Source organism: Streptomyces venezuelae ATCC 10712, assembly GCF_008639165.1.
GTDB lineage: Bacteria > Actinomycetota > Actinomycetes > Streptomycetales > Streptomycetaceae > Streptomyces > Streptomyces venezuelae.
Genome location: NZ_CP029197.1, coordinates 5,583,617 through 5,601,854, shown reverse-complemented (window position 1 = coordinate 5,601,854; position 18,238 = coordinate 5,583,617). Strand labels below are relative to the sequence as shown.

The 18,238-nt window shown below is 73.0% G+C and carries 16 protein-coding genes; 7 read left to right on the top strand and 9 right to left on the bottom strand.

The genetic code is table 11. The features are described 5' to 3' along the window. The first annotated feature begins 61 nt into the window (after positions 1-61). Both DEJ43_RS25995 and DEJ43_RS25990 read left to right on the top strand, forming a co-directional pair. A complete protein-coding gene (locus DEJ43_RS25995; RefSeq protein ID WP_015036369.1) occupies positions 62-1,084 on the top strand; it encodes an aldo/keto reductase in 1,023 nt (340 codons plus the stop codon). A gap of 101 nt (positions 1,085-1,185) precedes the next feature. After that, positions 1,186-2,328 (top strand): PQQ-dependent sugar dehydrogenase, encoded by a 1,143-nt coding sequence (locus DEJ43_RS25990; RefSeq protein ID WP_015036368.1) that lies wholly within the window; start codon positions 1,186-1,188, stop codon positions 2,326-2,328. A 53-nt stretch (positions 2,329-2,381) separates the two neighbouring features. Here the strand turns inward: DEJ43_RS25990 and DEJ43_RS25985 are convergent, their stop codons facing one another. The 7 genes from DEJ43_RS25985 to DEJ43_RS25955 form a co-directional block, all read right to left on the bottom strand. Beyond that, a complete protein-coding gene (locus tag DEJ43_RS25985) occupies positions 2,382-5,432 on the bottom strand; it encodes a helix-turn-helix transcriptional regulator (RefSeq protein WP_015036367.1) in 3,051 nt (1,016 codons plus the stop codon). A gap of 7 nt (positions 5,433-5,439) precedes the next feature. Next, positions 5,440-5,637 (bottom strand): hypothetical protein, encoded by a 198-nt coding sequence (locus DEJ43_RS25980; protein ID WP_015036366.1) that lies wholly within the window; start codon positions 5,635-5,637, stop codon positions 5,440-5,442. 149 nt (positions 5,638-5,786) lie between these two features. Further along, on the bottom strand, positions 5,787-6,374 hold the full coding sequence (locus tag DEJ43_RS25975; protein ID WP_041662896.1) for a hypothetical protein: 588 nt from the start codon (positions 6,372-6,374) through the stop codon (positions 5,787-5,789). Between the two features lie 48 nt (positions 6,375-6,422). Next, on the bottom strand, positions 6,423-6,980 hold the full coding sequence (locus DEJ43_RS25970) for a GNAT family N-acetyltransferase (RefSeq protein ID WP_015036364.1): 558 nt from the start codon (positions 6,978-6,980) through the stop codon (positions 6,423-6,425). Further along, a complete protein-coding gene (locus DEJ43_RS25965; protein WP_015036363.1) occupies positions 6,958-9,252 on the bottom strand; it encodes an MMPL family transporter in 2,295 nt (764 codons plus the stop codon). The genes DEJ43_RS25970 and DEJ43_RS25965 overlap by 23 nt, the downstream gene beginning before the upstream one ends. A 188-nt stretch (positions 9,253-9,440) precedes the next feature. Continuing rightward, the gene (locus DEJ43_RS25960) at positions 9,441-11,552 is read right to left on the bottom strand and encodes a phosphocholine-specific phospholipase C (protein ID WP_015036362.1); all 2,112 of its coding nucleotides are present in this window, start codon (positions 11,550-11,552) and stop codon (positions 9,441-9,443) included. A 227-nt stretch (positions 11,553-11,779) separates the two neighbouring features. Then, positions 11,780-12,709, bottom strand: a complete 930-nt coding sequence (locus DEJ43_RS25955) for a hypothetical protein (protein ID WP_015036361.1) — start codon at positions 12,707-12,709, stop codon at positions 11,780-11,782. Between the two features lie 159 nt (positions 12,710-12,868). On the opposite strand from DEJ43_RS25955, the gene DEJ43_RS25950 reads away from it, so the two are divergent. Together DEJ43_RS25950 and DEJ43_RS25945 are read left to right on the top strand one after the other, a co-directional pair. Beyond that, positions 12,869-13,414: a DUF6232 family protein gene (locus DEJ43_RS25950; RefSeq protein ID WP_015036360.1), complete on the top strand. Its 546-nt coding sequence runs from the start codon at positions 12,869-12,871 to the stop codon at positions 13,412-13,414. After that, positions 13,398-13,742, top strand: a complete 345-nt coding sequence (locus tag DEJ43_RS25945; protein WP_015036359.1) for a hypothetical protein — start codon at positions 13,398-13,400, stop codon at positions 13,740-13,742. Before DEJ43_RS25950 ends, DEJ43_RS25945 begins: the two co-directional genes overlap by 17 nt. Here DEJ43_RS25945 and DEJ43_RS25940 read toward each other — a convergent pair. Together DEJ43_RS25940 and DEJ43_RS25935 are read right to left on the bottom strand one after the other, a co-directional pair. After that, positions 13,739-14,728 carry a quinone oxidoreductase family protein gene (locus DEJ43_RS25940; protein WP_233447986.1) on the bottom strand — a complete coding sequence of 330 codons (990 nt, stop codon included), beginning with the start codon at positions 14,726-14,728 and terminating at the stop codon, positions 13,739-13,741. The genes DEJ43_RS25945 and DEJ43_RS25940 overlap by 4 nt on opposite strands. 120 nt (positions 14,729-14,848) lie before the next feature. Beyond that, positions 14,849-15,274: an ATP-binding protein gene (locus DEJ43_RS25935; RefSeq protein WP_041662894.1), complete on the bottom strand. Its 426-nt coding sequence runs from the start codon at positions 15,272-15,274 to the stop codon at positions 14,849-14,851. A 113-nt stretch (positions 15,275-15,387) separates the two neighbouring features. Here DEJ43_RS25935 and DEJ43_RS25930 point away from each other — a divergent pair, with 113 nt between their 5' ends. The 3 genes from DEJ43_RS25930 to DEJ43_RS25920 all read left to right on the top strand — a co-directional run bounded on the left by DEJ43_RS25930 (position 15,388) and on the right by DEJ43_RS25920 (position 18,200). Beyond that, positions 15,388-16,215, top strand: a complete 828-nt coding sequence (locus DEJ43_RS25930; protein WP_150253472.1) for a helix-turn-helix domain-containing protein — start codon at positions 15,388-15,390, stop codon at positions 16,213-16,215. After that, the gene (locus DEJ43_RS25925; RefSeq protein WP_015036355.1) at positions 16,212-16,454 is read left to right on the top strand and encodes a DUF397 domain-containing protein; all 243 of its coding nucleotides are present in this window, start codon (positions 16,212-16,214) and stop codon (positions 16,452-16,454) included. Before DEJ43_RS25930 ends, DEJ43_RS25925 begins: the two co-directional genes overlap by 4 nt. Positions 16,455-16,550: 96 nt before the next feature. Further along, a complete protein-coding gene (locus DEJ43_RS25920) occupies positions 16,551-18,200 on the top strand; it encodes a phosphodiester glycosidase family protein (RefSeq protein ID WP_015036354.1) in 1,650 nt (549 codons plus the stop codon). Positions 18,201-18,238 lie beyond the last annotated feature (38 nt).

The window sequence follows — 18,238 nt, the reverse complement described above, 5'->3', positions numbered from 1 at the left end:
GCGAAGAATCCCGGTCGCCATTGGTTACTTTGGGGGACGGCACAGGGAGGGGTACCGGCAGGTGGAGCGCAGGACTATCGGGGCGACGGCGCTCGACGTGGGTGCGATCGGCCTGGGGTGCATGCCGATGAGCTGGGCGTACAGCCGTTCGGAACAGCGGGGGGACCGCTCGTTGCGGACGGTGCACGCGGCGCTGGACGCCGGGGTGAGCCTGCTCGACACCGCCGACATGTACGGACCGTTCACCAACGAGCTGCTGGTGGGGCGGGTGTTGAAGGAGCGGCGGGCGGACGTCTTCGTGTCGACGAAGTGCGGACTGCTCGTCGGCGACGGCGGCGAGCGGCGTCACGTGGTCGCCAACGGCAGGCCGGGATACGTGCGCCGGGCCTGCGACGCCTCGCTGCGGCGGCTGCAGACCGATGTGATCGATCTGTACCAGCTGCACCGGGCGGACCCCGAGGTGCCGGTGGAGGAGACCTGGGGCGCGATGGCGGAGCTCGTCTCGGCGGGGAAGGTGCGGGCGCTCGGGCTGTGCGCCGTCGGCGCCCGCTCGGCCCGCCGGGGCGCGACCGGCGTCGGCCGGGACGGCTACGAGGGAACGATCCGCCAACTGGAGCGGATCCAGCAGGTGTTCCCGGTGGCGGCGGTGCAGGCCGAGCTGTCGGTGTGGTCGCAGGAGGCGCTGGTGCGGCTGCTGCCGTGGTGCGTGGCGCGGGGCGTCGGCTTCCTGGCGGCGATGCCGCTGGGCAACGGGTTCCTGACCGGGACGCTGACCCCGGGGGGCGGTTTCGAACCGGACGATCCCCGGGCCCGGCATCCGCGCTTCACGGCGGAGATGATGGCCGCGAACCAGCCGCTGGTGGCGGGGCTGCGGCGGGTGGCGGCGCGGCACGGGGCGGAGGTCACCCCGGCGCAGGTGGCGCTGGCGTGGGTGCTCGGCCGGGGGCGGCACGTGGTCCCGGTGCCCGGGGCGAAGCGGGAGCGCTGGGCCGTGGAGAACGCGGGGGCGGCGGGGCTGCGGCTGACGGCGGCCGATCTGGCGGAGATCGCGGCGCTGCCGGCGCCCCGGGGGTCGTGGGACTGAGCGGGGACCGAGCCGGGAGTGAGCGGCCGGGAACCTGATCGCGTCGGGCGGTGTATCAAGGGTGAAGGGATGCCGCTCGACTCGTCGAAGGGGACCGTGCCATGAGCCGTCCTGCAGTTGTGAAGGCCCTGTGGGGCGCCGCCGTGCTGGTCCTGGTGGCGGGCTGCTCCTCGGGGGGTACGGAGGACCGGCCGGGCACGGCTCCGCCGACGTCACCCCCGGTCACCGTGTCGGCGTCGGCGGGTCCGTCCGGGTCCGCGTCCGCTCCGACCGGCGGCCGGGTGGCGGTGGCGGGGACGCTGACCGAGGGGCTGAGGTCGCCCTGGGGGCTCGCGGAGCTGCCCGGCGGGGATCTGCTGGTCTCCTCCCGTGACGAGCGGACGATCACCCGGGTCGACGGGCGGACCGGGGCGAAGACCCCGCTCGGCGAGGTGCCGGGGGTCGTCCCGGGTGGCGAGGGCGGGCTGATGGGCCTCGCGGTGCGGGACGGCTGGGTGTACGCGTATCTGACGGCGGAGTCGGACAACCGCATCGTGCGCATGCGGTACGGGGGCGGGGACGGCGACCGGCTGGGCGCGCCGCAGCCGGTGCTCACGGGCATCCCGAAGGGCCTCGTGCACAACGGCGGGCGGATCGCGTTCGGACCGGACCGGATGCTGTACGCGGGGACGGGTGAGACCGGCCGGACCGGTCTGGCCCAGGACCGGGAGTCGCTCGGCGGGAAGGTCCTCCGGATGACCCCGGAGGGAAGGCCCGCGCCGGGCAATCCCTTCGCCGGCTCGGTCGTCTACTCGTACGGTCACCGCAATGTGCAGGGGATCGCCTGGGACGACGAGGGCCGGCTGTGGGCGGCCGAGTTCGGGCAGAACACCTGGGACGAGCTGAACCTGGTCGAGCCCGGGAAGAACTACGGCTGGCCGGAGGCCGAGGGGCGGGCCGGTGAGTCCCGGTTCGTGGACCCGGTGGCCCAGTGGCCGACCTCGGAGGCCTCCCCCAGCGGCATCGCGTACGCGCGGGGCGCGATCTGGATGGCCGGGCTCAGAGGCCAGCGGTTGTGGCGGGTGCCGCTCTCCGGCGCGGAGCGCTCGGGGGATCCCGAGGCGTTCCTCTCCGAGGAGTACGGACGCCTGCGCACGGTCCTCGCGGGGGGCGGCGGGCGGCTCTGGCTGGTGACCAGCGAGACCGACGGTCGGGGCACGCCCGGGCCGGGGGACGACAGGATTCTCCGGCTGGAGGTGAGCTGAGGGCCGACCGACGGGTGACGATACGGGCCCCCCGCCGCCCGGCGGCGGGGGGGTCAGAGGGCCGGGTCGAGGAGGTGGAGGCGGTGGGCGAGGGCGGCGGCCTCGCCGCGGCCGGAGACGCCGAGCTTGGCGAGGATGTTGGAGACGTGGACGCTGGCCGTCTTCGGTGAGATGAACAGCTCCTCGGCGATCTGGCGGTTGGTCCGGCCGGCCGCGACCAGGCCCAGGACCGCCTGTTCGCGGGGGGTCAGGCCGAAGGTGTCGTCGCCGGGCTCGGCGGCCGCGGGCGGCTTCTCGGCGGCGAGGGAGAGGCGGGCGCGGGCCGCGAGGAGTTCCACGTCCTCGCGGAGCGGGCGGGCGCCGAGGCGGACGGCGGTGGCGTGGGCCTCGCGGAGCAGGGCCGTGGCCTCCTCGCGGCGGCCGCCCTCGACGAGCAGGGCGTCGGCGAGGCGGTGGCGGGCGCGGGCCAGCTGGTACGGGCGTTCGACCGGCTCGTAGGCGGCGACGACCTCGGCCCAGCGGGCGGCGGTGTCGCGGCCCTCGGCACGGGCGAGTTCCTCGGAGACCTGCAGGGAGTACGCCTCCCAGACCGGGGCCTGGACGGCGAGGCCGCGGACGCAGCGGCGGACGACGTCGAGCGCCTCGGCGCGGCCCTCGTCGGCGGCGGGCAGCCCCCGGCTGTCGGCCTCGGCGGTGACGGCGGTGAGGACGAGCGGCCAGCCGTACCGGTGGGTGCCGGGCGGGAAGCCGGCGTCGGCCATGGCGGCGAGCTGGTGCCGTACGTCCGCGAGGCGGCCCTCGGCGGCGGCTATCGCGATCTCGACCTGTGCCATGGGCAGGGTGTACTGCGGGATCGGGTCGCGGGTGCCGTAGCGGGTGCGGGCCTCGGCGAGGTGCTCGGCGGCCCTGGCCGGCTCGCCGCGGGCGGCGGCGAGGTGGGCGAGCTGCAGCAGGGCCGTGCCGCCCGGCTTGGTGCTGCTCGCCCCGGAGCGGAGCAGTTCCTCGGCCTCCTCCTTGCTCCGGTCCCATTCGCCGAGCGAGAGGAGTGACTCGGAGAGGTTGGCGCGGATCCAGCCGGCGCTGTCGACGAGGCCGCGGGAGCGGGCGAGGTCGATGCCGGTGGTGGCGATCTCCACGGCTTCGCGGGAGCGGCCGAGCGCTTCCAGGGAGGAGGAGATGTTGATGTGGGCGCGGGTCGCCTCGTGGAACTGGCCGAGGGCGATGGTCCGTTCGCGTGCCTGGTGCAGCGCGGCGAGGCCGCCCTCGGTGTCGCCGGCCGAGACCATGATGGTGCCGAGGGTGATCCGGGCGTTCAGCTCGATCGGCTCGTTCTTGACGAACCGCGCGTACTCGACGGCGCGTTCGGCGGCGGCGAGTGCCTCGGGGCCGGGGTTGCGGAGCATGCCCCAGCCGGCCGCGCCGACGAGGACGGTGGCGTGGACGGCGGACGGCGGGAGGCCCTTGACGAGTTCCTGGGCGCGGGCGATCTCCGGCCAGCCGTCGCCCCGGCCGAGGTTGGACTGGAGCCGGGCCGTCTCCGTCCAGAACCAGGCGGCGCGCAGCGGGTCGTTCTCGTCGTCGAGGATCCGCAGGGCCGTGCGGCAGATCTTCGCGGCCCGCTCGCGCTCTCCGCTGAGCCGGGCGGCGACGGCGGCCTCGGCGAGCAGGTCGAGGAAGCGCAGGGAGGTGGTGTCGGGGTCGCAGCCGCAGGCCGGGTAGGCGTCGGCGTAGTCGATGGGGCGCAGCGAGTCGCGGGTCTCGGCGGGGGCCTTGTCCCAGAGTTCCATGGCCCGTTCGAGGAGGCTGAGCTGTTCGGCGTAGGCGTGGCGCTTGCGGGTGGCGACGGAGGCGCCGAGGACGGCGGGCAGGGCCTTGGCCGGGTCGTGCGCGTGGTACCAGTAGGTGGCGAGCCGGTTGGCGCGCTCGTCGGCCCGGACGAGCGTGGGGTCGGCCTCCAGGGCTTCGGCGTAGCGCCGGTTGAGGCGGGAGCGCTCGCCGGGGAGCAGGTCGTCGCTGACGGCCTCGCGGACCAGGGAGTGGCGGAAGCGGTAGCCGTCGCCGTCGGGGGCGGCGAGCAGGATGTTGGCGCCGACGGCGGCCCGCAGGGCCTCGATGAGGTCGTCCTCGCTGAGCCGGGCGACGGCGGCGAGCAGGCCGTACTCGACGGTGGAGCCGCCTTCGGCGACGATCCTGGCGACCCGCTGGGCGTCCTCGGGGAGCGTCTCGACCCGGACCAGGAGGAGGTCGCGCAGGGAGTCGCTGAGCTGTCCGGCGGCGCAGCCGGCCTCGTGGGAGACGACGAGTTCCTCGACGAAGAAGGCGTTGCCGTCGGAGCGTTCGAAGACCTCGTCGACGAGTCCGGGGTCGGGTTCGGCGGCGAGGATGCCGGTGAGCTGGCGGTGGACCTCGGTGCGGCTGAAGCGGGCGAGTTCGATGCGGCGGATGGTGCGGAGCCGGTCGAGTTCGGCGAGCAGGGGGCGCAGCGGGTGGCGGCGGTGGATGTCGTCGGCGCGGTAGCTGGCGACGACGGCGATCCGGCCGCGGCGCAGGGTGCGCAGGAGGTAGGTGAGGAGGTGCCGGGTGGAGGCGTCGGCCCAGTGCAGGTCTTCCAGGACGAGCACGATCGTACGGTCGGCGGCGAGCCGTTCCAGGAGCCGTACGGTCAGTTCGAAGAGGCGGGCGGTGGAGTCCTCGTCGGAGGAGTCCTGGCCGCCGGGGTCGCCCAGTTCGGGCAGCAGCCGGGCGAGTTCGGCCTCGTGGCCGTGGGCGGCGGCGAGGAGTTCGCCGGGGAGCCGGCGGTGGAGCGAGCGCAGGGCGGTGGCGAAGGGGGCGAACGGCAGCCCGTCGGCGCCGAGTTCGACGCAGCCGCCGAGGGCGACGACGGCGCCCCGCTCGCAGGCGGCGTCGAGGAACTCTTCGATGAGCCGGGTCTTGCCGACCCCCGCCTCGCCGCCGATGAGCAGGGCCTGGGGCTCTCCCGCGGTCGCGCGGGAGAGCGCCTCGGTGAGGGCGGTGAGTTCGCCGGCGCGGCCGACGAACACGGGGCTGACTGACCTGGTCTCCACGGCGCCGAGCATCGCACAGAGATCCGCGTGTGCGCTCATACGGGGGTCACGCGGCCCGGACGAAGCGGCCGCGTCCGCCGTCGTTCACCCGCCCCTCCGGGTCCTGGCCCCCGCCGCGGCGGCCGAGGCGGCGCAGCCCCCGGGTGGCGCCGGCCGTCTCGGCGGCCTGGTGGGCCAGCCGCTCGGCGGCGGCCTCACGGACGAGCTGGGCGTGGTTCATGCGGTGGAGTTCGTACTCGAACATCGGGTGCTCCCTGGTTCTTCTCGGTTTCGGTATCGCTCCTTGCGATGCCTCTACTGTCGTTTCCCAGGGGGTGCGGCCACATCGGGCGAGTGCCGCATGTTCGGGGTACGGGGGGCCTTAGACGGGTCCTAGGGGGGCCTTAGGCGGGCTCAGGACCCGGCGGTGGGGAGGCTCAGGAACAGGTCGAAGTAGGTACCGACCGACAGGAGCAGTCCGAGGCCGCCCAGGACGGCGCCGGCGACGGCGACGGCCCTGACCCAGGCCGGGCGGCCGGGGAGGACGAGCACGAGGACGGCGACGAGCAGGGCGATCAGTGCGAAGACGCCGTTCACGAGGGCGGTGCTGTGCCAGGCGTCGCCGTAGATCTCGGAGATCTGCTGCGCCGGGGTGCCGGTCCCGGAGGTCTTGATCTGTCCGAGGAGGGTCTCGCGTTCGGAGACGACCTTGCCGGTCCAGGTGCCGGTGAGCGCGACGGCGCCGAGGGCGGCGGAGACCACGGCCGCGGCGGCGCCGCCGATGCCGGCGGGGGCGGGAGCGGCCTCGCCGGCCGGCTCCTCGTCCTCGTCGTCCCGGTCCGCGTCGCCGGCCTCGTCGCCGTCCGCGTTCGCGTCCGCTTCGATCGGGGCGGTGGCCGGTTCGGTGTCCTTCTTGTCGAGGGCGACCGCGGCCGTCTCCTCGGCGGTCCCGGAGGCGTCCGTGCCCTCGTCGGTCTTCTCGGTCGTCGTCTTGGTGTCCATGCGCGGCACGCTAGGCGGCCCGGATGAGAACCGTATGAGGAAGGCGCGTCACACGGTCTTCGCCGCGCGCCACTCCGGGGCCAGGACGGCCCAGAGCTCGGTGTCGGCGCGGACGCCGCGGTGCGGGTAGTGCTCGCGCAGCACGCCCTCGCGGGTCATGCCGAGGCGGCGGGCGACGGCGATGCTCGGCTCGTTCTTCGCGGAGGCGTACCACTCGACCCGGTGGATGCCCCGCTCCTCGATCGCCCAGTCGATGATGACCCGGCAGGCGCGGGTGATCAGGCCCTTGCCGGCGGCCGAGGGTTCCAGCCAGCAGCCGGCCTCGGCGATGCCGTGGGCCGCGTCGAAGGTCCGGAAGAGGACGCCGCCGACGAGCGTGCCGTCGACCCAGATGCCGTAGATCCGTCCGGTGTCGCTCGCGGCCTTCTCGGCGTAGGAGCGGAGGAAGGAGCGGGCGGAGTCGAGGTCGGTGACGACGTCGGCGAGGACGATGTGCTCGCCGACGAACGCGCGTCCGCGGTCCATGTGGGCGAGGAACTCCTCGGCGTTCGAGGGCTCCAGGGGGCGCAGCTCGGCGCCGTCGTCACCCAGCGGTATCGCGAACATCGTCGTTCCTCTCCTCGGCGGCCGCCGCAGGAGCCGCGGCCTCGGCCGTCACGCGCTGAACGGGTATCTTCCCACGCGTCACGACGGCCTCGGGGCTCACGCCGGCCTCGCGGAAGTCGGCGGCCTCGCGGCACTCGGGGGGTTCGATGCTGAGCCGGGGCAGCAGGCGGTCGAGCCACTTCGGCAGCCACCAGTTCGCCCCGCCGAGCAGGTGCATGAGGGCGGGGACGAGGAGGGTGCGCAGGACGAACGCGTCGAGGGCGACGGCCGCCGCGAGCGCGATGCCGAACATGGCGATGACCCGGTCGCCGGAGAGCACGAAGGCGAGGAAGACCGAGATCATGATCACGGCGGCGGAGTTGATGACGCGGCTGGTCTCGGCGAGGCCGACCCGGACCGCGCGCCGGTTGTCACCGGTCTCCAGCCACTCCTCGTACATCCGGCTGACCAGGAAGACCTGGTAGTCCATGGAGAGCCCGAAGAGGACCGAGACCATGATCACGGGCAGGAAGGGCTCGATCGGGCCGGCGCTGCCGAGGCCGAGGAGTTCGCTGCCCCAGCCCCACTGGAAGATCGCCACGACGACGCCGAAGGCGGCGGCGACGGCCGCCACGTTCATGGCGGCGGCCTTGAGCGGGATGCCGATCGAGCGGAAGGCGAGCAGGAGCAGCAGACAGCCGAGGGCGATGACGACGCCGACGAAGAGCGGCAGCTTGCCGACGATGATCTCGGCGAAGTCGTCGTACGAGGCGGTGACGCCGCCGACGTGCACCTGGAGCGAGGTGCCCGTCCCGGCCTCGGGGAGCACGTCGGTGCGGATCCGGTCGACGAGCTCGCTGGTGGCCTTGGACTGGGGCGAGGACTCGGGGACGACGGTGAGGAAGGCGGTGTCGCCGGAGCCGTTGTACGTGACGGGGGAGACGGACGCGACGCCCTTGGTGGCGGAGAGCGCGGCCGGGAGCTGGTCGAGGGCGACCCGGTCGTCGGCGCCGTCGAGCCCGGCGACCAGGGTGAGGGGGCCGTTCACGCCGGGCCCGAAGCCGTCGGCGATCAGGTCGTAGGCCTTCCGCGTGGTCGCGGTGGCCGCGCCGTTGCCCTGGTCGGAGGTGCCGAGGTGGAGCGAGAGGGTGGGCAGCGCCAGGACGCCCATGACGACGACGGCGGCGAGGCCGAGGAGCTTGGGGTGCCGCTCGACGAAGGCCGACCAGCGTGCGGCGAAGCCGGTGGGCAGCTCGGGCTGCGGGCCGTGCTCGGCGAGCGCCCGTCGTTCGCGCCGGGAGAGCGCCCGCACGCCGATGAAGGAGAGCAGCGCGGGCAGGAAGGTGACGGAGGCGGCCACCGTGAGGACGACGGTGAGGGAGGCGGCGATGGCGACGCCGTTGAGGAAGCTGAGGCGCAGGATGAGCATGCCGAGCAGGGCGATGCAGACGGTGGCTCCGGCGAAGACGACGGCCCGGCCGGTGGTGGCGACGGCGGTCTCGGCGGCCTCGGCGACGGACAGGCCGCGTTTGAGGCCTCTGCGGTGCCGGGTGACGATGAAGAGCGCGTAGTCGATGCCGACGCCGAGGCCGACGAGCAGGCCGAGCATGGGGGCGAAGTCGGCGACGGTCATCAGATGGCCGAGGAGCGCGATCCCGGAGTAGGCGATGCCGACGCTGACGAGCGCGGTCGCGATGGGGAGCGCGGAGGCGGCGAGGGAGCCGAAGGCGAGGAAGAGGACGACGGCGGCGACGGCGACGCCGACGATTTCGGCGATGTGCCCGCCGGGTGCCTCGGTGAGGGCGACGGCGCTGCCGCCGAGTTCGACCGCGAGGCCGTCGCCCTCGGCGGCCTTCGCGGTGTCGACGAGGGCGCGCGCCTGGGCCTCGGGGATGTCGTCGGCCTGCTCGTGGAAGGTGACGGTGGCGTAGGCGGTGTGCCCGTCCTCGCTGACCTGGCCGCGGGTGTCGCCGTACGGCGAGGTCACGGCGGCGATGCCGGGCAGGTCGGCGACCTGGTCGAGCACCGCGGTCATGCGCTTCTCGACGGCGTCGGCGCGGACGCTGCCCCGGTCGGTGTGCCAGACGATGGTGTCGCTGTCGCCGCCGAGGCCGTGGAAGCCGCGCTCCAGGAGGGCGGTGGCACGGCCGGACTCGGTGCCGGGGACCTCGTAGTCGTTGGAGTACGCGTTGCCGGCGAGGGCCGCCGCGGTGCCGACCCCGCAGAGGGCGACCAGCCACAGCAGGACGGCGACGAGGCGGTGCCTGATGCACCAGCGTGCGATGGCTGCCAAAGGACGTGCTCCCTGGGTGGTTCGTGGATCTTCAGCGGGAACAGCCCGAAAAAGAACGCTTGACCTATGGGCCCACTGTGGCAGCCAAACGTGATCGTTTGCCCGTTTCGTGGCGATGCTCACAGGGGTGCCCGGAGGTTGGGGACCGTGGTCCCCGGCCCCCGGGCACAACGGCTCACCGTGGGTGGTCAGCCGGAGACGCTGGCGCGGCCGTTCTCGATGTGGCCCATGAGCCGGCGGCGGAAGCCGCCGGGCGCGGTCACCTCGATGTCGTACCAGCCGTGCGCGTCGGCGGCCGAGTGGACGAGGGTACGGGTCTTGCCGGGCTTCACCTTGACGGTCCTGGTCCAGTCGTCGAGGTCGTCCTCGTCGACGTATCCGAGCGGGCGGACGGTGAAGAAGACGGCGGAGGGTCCGGTGTTCCGGACGGTGAGGTGCAGGTCACGGTCGTGGTGGTCGATCCGGGAGACGAGTTCGGCGCCGCCTGCGGCGGGGCCCTCGAACTCGCGCCGGAAGCCGTTGGGGCCGGTGATCGTGAAGCGGTAGTGATCACCCGGAACGGGGACGGTCCACTCCCCCGTCCCCCTGACGTCCCGGTGCTGCGGCAGGTCGAACTCGCCCGCGTACGGGTAGAGCGCGAAGTGCGCGCTCGCCTTCCCCCGGTTGCTCAGCGCCACGCGGACGGCGCCGGGCGCGACGGTCGCGGAGGCGTCCGGCTGGTACGGCAGGGGCCGCGCCGGGCGCACGCCGGGCTCCTGGACCGGCATCCGCTGGACGGCCGGGGGCTGGGGCCGCCAGCGGCCGGTGAAGGGCGGAATGGCTCCGGGCTGCTCGACGGGCGGCAGGCGGCGGGTCCGCCGGAAGTCGAAGGCGGAGGTGAGGTCGCCGGTGACGGTCCGGCGCCAGGGGGTGATGTTGGGCTCCCGGACGCCGGTGAGCCGCTCAAGGAAGCGGATCACCGAGGTGTGGTCGAAGGTCTCGGAGCAGACGTAGCCGCCGACCGACCAGGGGGAGACCACGAGCAGCGGGACCCGGATGCCGAGGCCGGTGGGCCGGCCCTGCCAGCGCTCCGCGTCGCCTGAGGGGTCGTCGGCGGGCGGGACCGGCGGCGGCACGTGGTCGAAGAAGCCGTCGTTCTCGTCGTAGTTGATCAGCACGACGGTGTGCCGCCAGACGTCCGGGTGGGCGCCGAGGGCGTCGAGCACCTTGTAGACGAGGCTCGCGGAGGCGACCGGTGAGGAGGAGCCGGGGTGCTCGGAGTCGATCGCCGAGGGCACGAGGTAGGAGACCTCGGGGAGGGTGCGGGCGGCGACGTCGGCGCGGAAGGCGTCGGCGAGGGTGCCGGACTCGACCCGGCGCAGTCCGCGCTCGAAGAGGGAGCGCTCGGCGTCGGTGAGGGTCGCGACGCCCTCCTCCAGGAGTCCGAGGAGGCGGGTCCGCTCGGTGAGGTCCTCGGTGTCGCGGACGGCGGCGTAGAAGGACTCCATGAAGGTGTGCCCGCCGGTCTTCGCGAGCGCCTTGCGGGCGATCTTCTTGAAGCGGGTGAAGAACTCGATGTTGTTGTCGGTGAAGTTCTCCCACTCGGTGTACGTCTTCCAGCTGCGCCCGGCGGCTTCGAGGCGCTCGGCGTAGGTGGGCCAGCCGTAGCCGGGGTGGGTGTCCTCGGCGTACGCGGCGTTGGTGACGGCGCGGCTGCCGTCGGCCTCGTAGCCGGTCCAGCCGGACCACAGGTGGTTGCGGTTGGGGCTGGTGGAGGTGTGGATGGAGGAGTGGTAGGCGTCGCAGATGGTGAAGGTGTCGGCGAGCTCGTGGTGCAGGGGGATGTCCTGCCGGTCGTAGTACGCCATGGTGGCGGCGGTCTTCGCGGAGACCCAGCCGTCCATCCAGCCGCCGTGCCAGGCCTTGCCGCCGCCGCCCCAGGAGTGGTCGAGGTCCCCGATGTACTGGAGGTCCTTCCGCTGGGTCTCGGCGGCGCCGCGGATCGGGAAGGGCAGCACGGTCCGGCCGAGGGCAGCGGGCTGCTCGAAGACGGGCTTGCCGGAGGGCAGTTCGATGGCGTTGCGGTCGGAGAAGCCGCGGACGCCGCGGAGGGTGCCGAAGTAGTGGTCGAAGGATCGGTTCTCCTGCATCAGGATCACCACGTGGCGGACCGCCGACATCCCCCCGGCCGGGGGCTCCGCGGCCATCGCGGCCTGCAGCGAGGGCGGCAGCAGCGAACCGGCGGTGGCGACGCCGACGGCGCCTCCGCCCAGCGCGAGGAGCCTTCTGCGGGACAGCTCGGGGGACTTCTCGGATGACAAGACCGACCTCCAGTCGACGGCCAATGGTTCGCCTTCGAGCCATTGGGTGGTTCCGGGGCGACGGTAATGAGCCGGAATGACAGAGAGAAGGCCCGACGGGGGCGCGGCGGTGAACGTCCAAGAGCACGGCACGGGAGTCCAAGCGACGCCCCGCCCCGCCGCGCCGCGTCCGTGGCTGAGTCCCGGTCCGGGACCTCGCCGAGCGGCCGCCGCGCCGCTTCCGTGGCTCAGGTCCCGGTCGGGGTCACGCAGTGGCCGGGACCGCTCGGGAGGACCCGCTTCTCGCCGTACGGGTCGACCAGGGGCCCCTCGGCCGCCCGGGCCGCCTTCCAGCGCCCCTCGGCGAAGAGCGGGTGGAGGTACCCGTCCCTCGGCGCGGAGCAGTCGTGGTTGCCGACCTCGCTCGCGTACGCGCCCAGGACGAGCTTCCCGCCCCTCGACGTGACGGTGAGCTGCCGCCGTACGGAGATCCGGGCCACCTCGGGGACGCCCGGAAGCACCTCCCGGCCGGCCGAGGCGGACACCAGCGGATACACGAAGCTGTAGTCGGCGCGCACCACCAACTCCCCCGCCGCCGACAGCTCGTGGGTCAGGGTGCCCCGCGTCCTGATGCCCGTCTCGTGCAGGTACACCTCGTCGGGGTCGAAGCGGGTGACCAGGTCCTTCCGCACGGCGGCGCCGGCTCCGCGCGGGTCGAGCAGGGCGAGCGCCGCCGCCGGCTCGGAGCCGCCGAACAGGGTCTCCTCGGAGAGGTTCGTCCCGACGAGCAGGGTCTTCACGTCGTCGAGCACGGCGGTGATCTCCTCCCGGGTGAACTCGCCGGACGGCATCGGCTGGGGGACGTAGATCCCGTCGGCCCCGGCCTCCCAGTCGAACGCGGGCGAGTCCCGGAACGGCATGTTCTCCGAGTACGGCCATTCCCGGGGCCAGGAGGCCTCGTAGAGCATCTCCGGGGCGTACGGCTCGTACGGCGGCCGCTCCCCCGTCACGTCCGCCAGCCAGAAGCCGAATCCCCCGAGCAGCAGCACCCCCGCGCCGGCCGCGAGGGCGATCCTGCGGCGCCGTACCGTCCTGTCGCGCCGCAGCGCCTCCTCGCGGCCCGGATCGTTCGCCTGCGCGCGCAGCCGGGCGACGTAATCCGCGGGTTCGATCGACATGTCCTGTTCCCTCCCCCGCTCCGTCAGGGTCGACGGAGCGGAGCGGAGTGTTTCACATCGATGCGCCGGTCCTTTCGCGAATTTCTCTTGCTGACCAGGCGTGTTCGCGAGGATCCTGAGCGCGACGCACGGCCACGGCGCGGTTCGAGGGGGAGTCGTATGGCCAGACGCAAGGTGATCAGGGTCGAGGTCAGCAAGCGGGTGCTCTGGATCGGCGCCTCGGCCTATCCCCTGCAGAACATCGCCCGGGCGACGACGGTCAGCATCAAGCCCCGGCGGGCGCGGGCCGTGGGGACCTTCGCGAAGGCCGTGCTGGGCGTGGGCCTGCTCCTGGTGGTCGCCCTCGCACTCGCCCAGGCCGACGAACTGTCCTACGGCGACCAGGAGCTGATCGCCCGGGGGGCGAAGGTCACGGCGACCGTCCTCGTGGCGGCCTTCCTCGTCCGGCTGATCGTCACCCTGTCCACCAGGACGTACTACGCACTGGTCGTCGAGACCTCGGGCAACCCGCTCACGCTGCTCGCCAGCGTGGACCGCGACGAGGTGCACCAGCTCGTGCGCGACATCATGCGGGCCATCGAGGACCCCGCCTTCACCGGCTTCGTCAAGCAGATGGTCACCTACAACATCGGCAGCATGCGGGACTTCTACAACGCGTCCGGCCCGGGCAGCGTGGGGAGGATGGGCCATGAGCGGGAACGGTGAATTCCACATCGGCAGCATGCGCGACTTCTACAACGCCTCCGGGGACGGCGCGGTCGGCCGGATCGAGTACCACCAGCAGGGCACGGACCCGCAGGCCGTGTACGAGGCCGTGATCCGCGCGATCGAGACCCTCAGGAGCCAGGTGTCCGCCGAGGACCGCGAGGTCCTCGACGCCTCCCTGGAGACCATCCGCCAGGGCGACGGGGCGCCGCCCGGCGCCTTCCGCCGCGCCCTCGGCACCGCCGCCGGGGTCGCCGCCCTCGTCGGCGAGGTCGGCGCCCCGGTGGCGGAGGCGGTCCGCCAGATGCTCGCCCTGCTCGCCGGTTAGCCGCTCCGGCCCGGAAGGCCCGGGAGGTCCGCGGCCGCGCCGGGTATGACGAGCAGCTTGCCGGTGGTACGCCGAGCCTCCAGGTCGCTGTGGGCCTGGGCGGCCTCGGACAAGGCGTAACGGCCCGTCACGGTGACCTCAAGCGCCTTGGAACGCACCCACGCGAACACATCGGCGGCCCGTCGGAGCAGTTCGGACCGATCGGCGATGAAGTCCCCGAGGCTGGGCCGGATCAGAGTCAGCGAACCGCCGTGGGCGAGCCGGATCGGATCGAACGGCGGCACGGCACCACTCGCCGCGCCGAAGAGCACGAGATGGCCGCGGGTTCGCAGGCTGGCGAGGCTCGCATCGAAGGTGTGCGCGCCGACGCCGTCGAAGACGACCGGCAGTCCCTGACCGCCGCCCAGCCGCCGCACCTCGGCCGCGAGATCGTCGACCGCGGAAGAAAGGATCACCTCGGCGGCCCCGGCACGCTTCGCCAGCTCGGCCTTCGCCGCGGTCGACGTCGTGCCGATCACCCTGCCGCCGAGATGGGTGATGAGCTGGGTCAGCAGCAGCCCCATGCCACCGGCGGCCGCGTGCACGAGCACCGTGTCGCCCGCCTGAACCGGGTAGGCGTCCTTGATGAGATAGTGCGCGGTCATGCCTTGCAGGAGCACGGCTGCGGCGGTCTCGAAGTCGATGTCGTCGGGCAGCGGCACCAGCCGGGAGGCGTCCACGACGGCCCGCTCGGCATACGTGCCGGGAATCTCCACCCAACCGACCCGGTCCCCGACCGCGACGTCGGTGACGCCGGGTCCGACCTCGACGACCGTGCCGGCGCCCTCGGCGCCCGGGGTGAAGGGCAGCGGGAGGGTGTACCGGCCTTCGCGGTGGTAGACGTCGAGGAAGTTGACCCCGGATGCGGCGACCTCCACGACCGCCTCGCCCGGACCCGGCCGCGGCTGGTCCACCTCGGTCTCCCGCAGCACCTCGGGACCGCCCACTTCGTACACCTGAATCTCGCATGACCCTCCGATGATCGGCTCGTCCCCGCACCAACCCCGTTGACGGCGATCCGATTCCCGGCAAGCGGACGCAAGACCGCATGACCCGCGGGAACACGGCTAGGGGCTGTCCGGGAAGGCCTCGGGGCCGCCCTCCGCAGGGGCGAACTCGCACCAGACGATCTTGCCGGGATGGCGCGCCCCCACGCCCCAGCGGTCGGCCAGGGCGCCGACGAGGAGCAGGCCCCTGCCCGACTCGCCGGACGGCTCCCGGACGGCCGGGGTCCCGTCGCCGCTGTCGTGGACCTCGACACGGAGCGGGCCGGGCCGCTCCAGGTACAGGTGGAGGCGGTAGCCGCGGCCGGGCGGGACGCCGTGCCGGAGGGCGTTGGTGGCGAGTTCGCTCACGCACACCAGTACGTCGTCCGCACGCGCGTCCAGACCCCAGTCGGCGAGCGCCTTGCGGGCGAAGTCGCGGGCGAGGGGTACGGACCGGCGTTCGCGGCGGTAGAAGGCCTCGCGGAACAGGGGGAGTTCGTCGCTCATGACGCTCACGGTGGCCTGCGGCGGCCCACCCGCCCCAGGGCATCGAGCCGTACAAATTCTTTGTACGGGTCCGGAACGCGTCGAGTACGTACGGAGCGGGGAAGGCACCGCTCATGCAGCGCGGTACGAACTCCAGGAAGAAGGTCCCCTCGTGGGAAGTGGTCGGCGCCCTTCTGGCGCTTTACCGAAAACAAGCGGGCCTGACCCAGCCCCAGTTGGCCACGCAGGCGTGTGTGGCACTGGAGACGCTGGGGTCGATCGAACAGGGGCGGCGGGCTCTGCGGCTGGGGCTCGCGGGTGAGCTGGACGGCATCCTGAACACGGGCGGCGCGCTGGCGGTGGCCGTCGGGAAGGCGCCGAAGAAGGAGCGGTTCCCGGCGTTCGCGCAGGAGTTCATCGAGCTGGAGGCGCAGGCGCTCAGTCTCATGGGGTACGAGAACGGGGTCGTCCCGGGGCTGCTTCAGACCGCCGAATACGCCCGCGCGGTCTTCGACTGTCTCTATCCGCCGATCACGCCGCAGGAAGCGGAGGACCGGATGCTCGACCGACTCGACCGCCAGCGGGTCTTCGAGCAGAAGCCGTGGCCGCCGATGATGTCCTTCCTGCTCAACGAATCCATCCTGGAGCAGCCCATCGGCGGACGCGAGGTGCTGCGGGGGCAGGTCCTCCACCTGCGTGAGATGGCCGAACTCCCCTTCCTCGCCCTCCAGATCATCCCGAAGTCGCGGACCACACACGCGGGGCTCAACGGGCCCATGGTGCTCATCGAGACGCCCGCCCACGAGCACGTCGCCTACATCGAAGGGCAGCGCGTCAGCTTCCTCATCGACGACCCCGACGAGGTCGGCATCCTCCAGGCCAAGTATGGAATGCTGCGGTCACAGGCCCTGACACCCGAGGACACCATGGGCCTGCTGGAACGCCTGGCAGGAGTGACATGAGCGCAGCAGCACTTTCGTGGTTCAAGTCCAGCTACAGCGGCGACGAGGGCGGCGCCTGCCTCGAAGTCGCCTACGACTGGCGCAAGTCGAGCTACAGCGGCAGCGAGGGCGGCGCTTGCGTCGAGGTGGCCGCCCACCCCGCCGCCGTGCACGTCCGGGACTCCAAGCTCGGGGAGACCAGCCCCGTCTTCACCGTCTCCCCCACCGCCTGGGACGCCTTCGTCGGCGCGGCGAACTGACGCCGGCCGGGGCAACCCTGTGCCCCGGCCGTGTGTCTAGTTCCCGTGATTCGATCTTCCTCCCCCCTGTCCCGGAGGGCCGCGCGCGCCGGCGCCGTGCTTCTCGTCGCCTCGTCCCTCCAGCTCACCACCCCGGCCACGGCCGAACCCACCCCCGACCACCCCCCGCTCGGCGCGGTCTTCCCGCTGGGCGACCACTCGGCGCCGAAGACCGGGTCCAAGGAACTGGCCCCCGGCGTCACCTACCGGGTGTTCACCCAGGGCGCGGCGAACGACGTGTGGACGGTCTGGGTGCGGTACGACGACGGGCAGGAGGTGACCACGGGCAAGACCACCGCCACCGCCCTCGCGGAGAGGCTGCGGACCGCCGGGTACGGGGACGCACGGGTCGTGCCCCTCGACTCCCCCGCCACCGCCGACACGTACGCCCAGACGTTCTACGGCGTCCACGTCGGCTCGTACGCCACCGCGACGGAGGCCAAGGCCCTCCAGGAGGAGCTGAAGACCAAGGGGTTCGCCGACTCGCGCACCCTGTACACAGCCGAGACGAACGCCGACAGCCGTGGCCCCTGGCAGATCCGGGTCATCACCGTCCGGCCCGACGCCCAGGTCGACCTGCGCACCGAGCACGGCACGAACGTCTCCGGCTCCGAGACCGTACGGCAGCTCTCCGCGGCCGCCGGGGCGCTGGCCGCCGTCAACGGCACCGAATTCGACATCGACTCCATCAACAACACCGCGTTCACGGGCCACGAGGGCGTCCCCCAAGGCCTCTACATGAAGAACAACGTCCTGCTCGGCTCCCCCAACAACGGGCGCACCGCCCTCCTCCTGAACGCCGCGGGCGGCGGACACCGCATCACCGAGGTGAAGTCCCGGACCTGGATCACCGCGCCCGACAAGACCGAGCGGGACGTCGACGGCGTCAACCGCGTCGCGGGCCAGATCCTCGGCTGCGGAGGCGTCGGCGACGACTTCCGGAAGACCGCCAGCCTGGGGAACGTGCCGCGCCTCGACCCCTGGCGCAACGGCATCTGCTACGACCCGAACGAGATCGTCGTCTTCCGGCCCGAATGGGGTACCACCACGCCCGCACCCGCGAAGGAGTGGGCGGGCACGCCCGTCACCGAGGTCGTCATGAACGGCAACTGGGATGTCCTCTCCCTCCGCGACGCCCCCGGCCCGATACCGGCGGGCGGACGCGTCCTCCAGGGCATCGGCAAGGGCAGGGAATGGCTGCGGACCCTCAAGCCCGGGGACAGGGTCACCCCGCACACCACCGTCACCGACACGGCGGGGACCCCGGTCACCGCGCCCACGCTCTCCGCCGTCGGAGCCGGCACGCCCGCGCTGATGCGGGACGGCCAGGTGTGGCTCAACCCCGCCGCCAACGGCATGGCGCACGTCGCCTGCGCCCTGCCCGCGCCCGCCGGCGGCTGCCGCCCCAGCGGCGCGCTCACCGCCCGCCACCCGCGCACCCTCGCCGGGATCTCCCCGGAGGGCCACCTCATGCTCGTCACCATCGACGGACGGAACCCGGGGGCCGGCGTCGGCGTGACGCTGCCCGAGGCCGCCCGGGTGATGGAGTGGCTGGGCGCGCGCGACGCCGTCGGGCTCGGCAGCGGCGGTGACACCACCCTCATGGTGGAGAACACCCTCTACAACCGGCCCCGCGACCAGTGGTCCGACACCGCGTCGCACGAGCGCGCGGTGAGCAACGCGGTGGTCGTGGTCCCGCGCTCGTAGCAGTCTCGCGCTCGTCGGAGGACACATATGAGAGCGGC

Coding starts and splice junctions, on each gene's coding strand:
- DEJ43_RS25990 (WP_015036368.1), top strand. CDS start 1,186: ATGAGCCGTCCTGCAGTTGTGAAGGCCCTGTGGGGCGCCGCCGTGCTG.
- DEJ43_RS25985 (WP_015036367.1), bottom strand. CDS start 5,432: ATGAGCGCACACGCGGATCTCTGTGCGATGCTCGGCGCCGTGGAGACC.
- DEJ43_RS25980 (WP_015036366.1), bottom strand. CDS start 5,637: ATGTTCGAGTACGAACTCCACCGCATGAACCACGCCCAGCTCGTCCGT.
- DEJ43_RS25975 (WP_041662896.1), bottom strand. CDS start 6,374: ATGGACACCAAGACGACGACCGAGAAGACCGACGAGGGCACGGACGCC.
- DEJ43_RS25970 (WP_015036364.1), bottom strand. CDS start 6,980: ATGTTCGCGATACCGCTGGGTGACGACGGCGCCGAGCTGCGCCCCCTG.
- DEJ43_RS25955 (WP_015036361.1), bottom strand. CDS start 12,709: ATGTCGATCGAACCCGCGGATTACGTCGCCCGGCTGCGCGCGCAGGCG.
- DEJ43_RS25950 (WP_015036360.1), top strand. CDS start 12,869: ATGGCCAGACGCAAGGTGATCAGGGTCGAGGTCAGCAAGCGGGTGCTC.
- DEJ43_RS25945 (WP_015036359.1), top strand. CDS start 13,398: ATGAGCGGGAACGGTGAATTCCACATCGGCAGCATGCGCGACTTCTAC.
- DEJ43_RS25935 (WP_041662894.1), bottom strand. CDS start 15,274: ATGAGCGACGAACTCCCCCTGTTCCGCGAGGCCTTCTACCGCCGCGAA.
- DEJ43_RS25930 (WP_150253472.1), top strand. CDS start 15,388: ATGCAGCGCGGTACGAACTCCAGGAAGAAGGTCCCCTCGTGGGAAGTG.
- DEJ43_RS25925 (WP_015036355.1), top strand. CDS start 16,212: ATGAGCGCAGCAGCACTTTCGTGGTTCAAGTCCAGCTACAGCGGCGAC.